The organism is Anaerosporobacter sp. (assembly GCF_965301125.1).
Genome location: NZ_CBDLAM010000222.1, coordinates 1 through 5459 on the forward strand (window position 1 = coordinate 1; position 5459 = coordinate 5459).

Sequence of the window (5459 nt, forward strand, 5' to 3'; positions counted from 1 at the left end):
GGTTATGATAGAAAAGGAAAGTACTTAAAAGGTATTTATAACGCTGAACCATGGAGAGACCCTAGCACCTTTTGGCAGTACTTTAATATTAAAGTAGCGTATCACCCAGGAGTAGAGCCAGTAAGCGTAGAGTATCGAACCCAATATAACGAATTACTTTATACAAAGAATATGGAAGAAAAAAAGATAGGTACAAAGGTAAAGGCAGATACATTTCCTAAAACTTATCAAAAAAATGGTTACACTTATGAATTATACCGTAGTTATTACGTAAATTTATCAAAACCTAATGTAAAAAAAGAAGATATAAAACTAGACAAGCAAGGTAGTAATTTATCAGAAGTTAGAGAGAAGCAAGCAACAGTCAAAAGCGGCGGAGTAAAATTTGTAGCAATGTATAGAATTGAATCAGATGAAATCGAGGAAATCCCTGCTGAGGCGAAAGAAGTTGAATTTGAAGAACCAGAACCAGTTGCAGTTGTCAAGGCAGATGAAAGAGGAAATGAACAATTTAATGTAGAAGATGGAATCCCATCTTCGGAAAAGCTCTATGTCAATGTATTCGCAACGGATTATCTTATTAGTTATCGATTTATAAAGAAAGTTGGTATTAAGAAAGTGCCAGTAAATGTAGAGAAAACTTATACACTCAAGTGGGACAAAGAGATACAAGTTAAAGATCCGATAACGGGAAAAGACAAGGTTACATATGAACCCCAATCAGATACAACAACAAAGTTGGAGACAGTCTATTTGGAAAGAGCATATGGATATTGGATAATAGATAGATTAAATGTATTCTCGTTAACAAGCGCAGAAGTCAAAAATGAGGCGTTACCGGAGAATATCATAACTATTCATGCCCAAGATGTAAAGTTACCAGATATTATATATCAGGTGGATAAAGAACTGGATAAACATGTATTCTTACCTAAGAATCTAAAAGATAAATACGTACTACCAGCAGCAGAAATTATTGGAACAACGTCTAAACCATCGGTACCCGAAGAAGATTTGTCCGTGTATGTTAATAGCGAAGTAGGGGAACTAATTGTCAAGAATGATAAATTAATATATAACGAAAAGATAATCATGGATGGTAAGGAGATTGAGAAGGAGGGAAAGACACCTGACAGTCTTGATAAAGGGAAAACAATTGGACAAGATACGTTATATAAACATGGACTCACCATACCATTTAATGAGCCGAACGACATTTATGACTCAGAGGGTACCGTTAAATATACAAGTGCAATACACATAGGGAAAGCAAATGATGTAAAGGAGCTAATCTATGATATAGCAGACATCAATTCTGTTACGGTACACACCCCAACAATATGTGATGCTAAGATATCGGATTTAAAGTCATATAATCAAAAAGTCAATCCAGATACAACTAGGGCATCACTAATACTTGATAAGTCCTTTCAAATTCAATTACCAATCACAGGGCAACATAATGACTACTTAGGTTATGGATACAGAGACTATTCAAAGTACATAGAGACGAGAGAAGTAAAGTTTCCGTTTGATGTCTACACTCAAAACAAGTATGTAGCAGCAGATACATGGATTACAATTAACTCAGATGATACGACTTATTACCTACCGACTTGGGTAAATGAGGGAAAATACACCATTGAGTTCAGAGTACCTGCTATTAATAGTGCAAATAGTGATAATAGCGAGATGTATGCCAATTATTCAATCAGTAATTATGTAGCGGTAGATACGATAGATGTTGATGTAAGTGGTCGATTATACGGTTTAACCATATACGACATCACCGACTACCCAACATGGCAGACAGTATTCCGGAACAAGGATTCCCTAACCCTAACAGGTACGAACTACACAGTAGGAGTCAACAACCAAAATGGTTTAGCAAATGGTAGATTAGCGAAGTATACATTCCCTTTGGTAAATGGTAGCCATCCGACATATGAAAACGTAGGGGCTGTCAAATTAGGATATAGTACAAGATTTAAATTTACAACCATAGGAAATATGTATGGGGATAAGGATTATATACGGATTGTACCTAGATTCTATTATGTGGATGCAAAAGGGCAAAATCGTCAAGAGGTAGATCTCTATTACACCGAAACATTTGAGAAAAAACGTAATTACTTAATAAAGGTAGGAAGTGATAAGGACAAGTTTAACCCCAAAAAGTTCACCTTAGGAAGCGTCTATTGGCAAGTACCAGAAGCTGAATTAGAAGCAACTGCCCGTGTGAAGAATGTATCTATGGAAAGTATAAAAGCACAAACTGCAAATATGTTTTACTTTGGAAAGATAAAGTTATCAACCAATTTTAGAACTTACGTAGGAACTGGTAAGTATACGCCAACAGGGTCCATACCTAGTACCGTTGATTCAAAAGCAGTAACGCAGTCAGTGCAGAATTGGTACGGAGAGTATTATTTACCGAGTGATGTACATGTTCTTTCTAAGAACTATGATCTTAATAAATATATACAAGATCATGGTAGTCTTGATTTTACAGAAGATATATGGCTTAAGCATGGATACATAATTGTGAATTTTGATATTGTTACGTATCGAGAAGGAGAAGAAGAGGAAGAGGGATATTTAAGCTATATCAATAAAGATAATGCATTGAAAGGCTATTGTAATATGTGGAAGATGGAAGGCCCACAACTAGTAAAGAAAGATTCCTACGGGAATACATTTGAATTTAAGTATGGAGACTATGTGATGTATTATACAGATAAGTCAGCTGCACGAGATTATATATCAGGTGGTACCCACTAACGTGATACTATTGTATATAATAGTGTCACAATTTGTTGCTACTTGGCTTATCTGGATGCGTTATTGTATTTTATTAATAATTGTAGATGTAAAGATTTTGTTAAGATTATTATATAGGATTAATGAGTTATTGACATTAAATATTTGATTTGATAATATGAAGTCAATAATAAACAGGGCAGAGACGTTCTTAGTAGGAATGTCTTTGCCCTGTTTTTTTAATAATAATTCGGAGGTGTGTTTATATGAGTACTACAATGATTATTGACACTATGTGGGTATTTCTTGCAGCAATTTTAGTTTTCTTTATGAACCTTGGTTTTGCGGCGGTTGAATCCGGTTTTGCGAGATCAAAGAATACCGTTAATATCTTGTCAAAAAACTTTATCGTGTTTGCAGTTTCATCCCTTGGATTTTTACTACTTGGCTGGGGGCTCATGTTTGGTGGTGACAATCCGTTCATAGGAACACAGAATATCTTTGTGTTAGGAAGCTCTGATCTTTCGTTCTATAATGACACCCTTACATCTAATGTTCCTTTTTGGGGAAAATTTTTCTTTCAATTAGATTTCTGTGGCACTGCGGCAACCATCGTTTCCGGTGCGGTTGCCGAGCGTGTAAAATATGTTTCATTTATTATCTTCTCTTTTGTGCTTACAATTGTTATATACCCAATCGTAGGACACTGGGTATGGGGAGGCGGTTGGCTTGCTGATCTAGGATTTTTAGACTTTGCAGGTGATACAGTTGTTCACTCCGTTGGTGGTTGGGCAGCACTTGCTGGCGCATTGGTTCTTGGGCCTCGTATTGGAAAGTACGGTAAGGACGGCAAACCAAAAGCAATTCCTGGTCACAATATGTCCCTTGCAGTAATTGGTTTATTCGTTCTTTGGCTTGGTTGGTTCGGATTTAATCCTGGTTCTACAATGAGCTTCCAAAATCCTTCAGATGTTATGCACATACTTATGACTACTAATACAGCAGCAATCGCAGCAGTATTAACTTCTACAGTAACAGCATGGATTTACTTAGGAAAACCAGACTTAGGCATGACTATTAATGGATGTCTTGCTGGTTTAGTAGGAATTACTGGTAGTTGTGCTTATGTAAGCATTCCTGTTTCATTATTAATCGGAGCAATTGCTGGTGTATTTGTTGTTTATGCAGTAGTATTCTTTGATCGTATTAAAGTTGATGATCCAGTTGGAGCAACTTCTGTTCATTTAGGTTGTGGTGTTTTCGGTACGATTTGCGTAGGTTTATTCGCACAAGAAGGTGTTACAAGTCTATCAACTAAAAACGGATTATTCTATGGCGGCGGATTTAAGTTATTAGGTGTTGAACTTCTCGGAATTGTTGCTGTTGGTGCATTTGTATTTCTTTCCTCACTACTAGTTTGGGTTGTAATTAAGAAGACTATCGGTATTCGTGTATCTCGCGAGGAGGAAATTGCAGGTCTTGATATTGGTGAGCACGGAAATGCAGCTTATCCAGACTTCGCTCCAGTTGCTATGGAAACAGAAGTAACAAACAGTACGGAAGCTTTCGAGATTGGCACTACAGCAGGTTCGAAAGGTGTACCTGCAGATGTTGCGGTCCCTGTTGTGCATAAGGAACATCCTGGTGCTAAGATGACAAAGGTTACTATTATAACAAATCAGACCAAATTTACAGAACTACAAGATGTACTTGAACAACTTGGTATCACAGGACTTACAGTTACGAATGTTTTTGGTCATGGTATGCAAAAAGGTCACCAAACATATTTCCGTGGTGCTCCTGTGAACACTAGACTACTTCCTAAGATTAAGATTGATGTTGTTATTTGTAAAATCCCAACAGATACACTTGTGGAAGCAGTGCAAAAGGTACTTAATACAGGAAATGTCGGTGACGGTAAGATTTTCATCTATGATGTAGAAGACGTAATTAAGATTCGTACCAATGAACACGGTTACGATGCATTGCAAGATGAAGAATAGATAAAACTAAAAAACAACTTTTCGTAGCTGTGTGCCATATGTGAACATATTTATATATTCACATATGGCATTCAGCGCAGAAAAGTTGTTTTTTTGTTGTGTGTGAAAATATTTAGTTTTAATAACATGGTGCGACTACTTAATTTTACAACAGCCTCTTTTGATTGGATTAAACCCCAAACATTACTGATGTAGCCTTAATAATTGCTGATGCTTTTGTACCTACCCTTAAATCTAATTCTTCTATAGCTGATTTAGAGATTGTAGAGCTGATGGTTATATTGTTATCGACCGAGAGCTTTACGATAGAGTTTACAGCACCTTCAACGATCTCTGTGATTGTACCTTTTATCTGATTTCTGGCACTAATCTTTAAATCCCCCAGTCCAATCATTACATCTGTTGCTTTAATGATGGCGATTGCTTCTACACCTTCTTTTAATTCTAATTCATCAACTGCGTTTATAGATATTGTACCCGTGATTTTAATTGTATCTGTTTTCAAGGTTACCATTGCATTAACGGAACCTTTCGTTATTGATTCTATAGTACCTTTAATTTGATTTCTTGCACTTATCTTCATGAGACTCCTCCTTTTGTATTTGTTATGTAAGATACTTTACTGTAAAAACGTATAAAAGTCGAATTGGTATATTTAAGACATTTCATAATTAAATACCTATAGGTACAAAAGAA

Annotated in this window: 3 protein-coding genes; 2 read left to right on the forward strand and 1 reads right to left on the reverse strand. The window is 36.1% G+C overall.

Annotated features, from left to right (window positions below; all coding sequences use genetic code 11):
• Both ACW2QF_RS17215 and ACW2QF_RS17220 read left to right on the forward strand, forming a co-directional pair.
• Window positions 1-2781, forward strand: a 2781-nt coding sequence (locus tag ACW2QF_RS17215) for a DUF5704 domain-containing protein (protein WP_455717248.1), incomplete at its 5' end; no start/stop codon positions are given.
• Window positions 2782-3026: 245 nt separating this feature from the next.
• On the forward strand, window positions 3027-4763 hold the full coding sequence (locus ACW2QF_RS17220) for an ammonium transporter (RefSeq protein WP_455717249.1): 1737 nt from the start codon (window positions 3027-3029) through the stop codon (window positions 4761-4763).
• Between the two features lie 169 nt (window positions 4764-4932).
• Here the strand turns inward: ACW2QF_RS17220 and ACW2QF_RS17225 are convergent, their stop codons facing one another.
• A complete protein-coding gene (locus ACW2QF_RS17225; protein WP_455717250.1) occupies window positions 4933-5346 on the reverse strand; it encodes a TOBE domain-containing protein in 414 nt (137 codons plus the stop codon).
• Between the last annotated feature and the right edge of the window lie 113 nt (window positions 5347-5459).

Coding starts and splice junctions, on each gene's coding strand:
- ACW2QF_RS17220 (WP_455717249.1), top strand. CDS start 3,027: ATGAGTACTACAATGATTATTGACACTATGTGGGTATTTCTTGCAGCA.
- ACW2QF_RS17225 (WP_455717250.1), bottom strand. CDS start 5,346: ATGAAGATAAGTGCAAGAAATCAAATTAAAGGTACTATAGAATCAATA.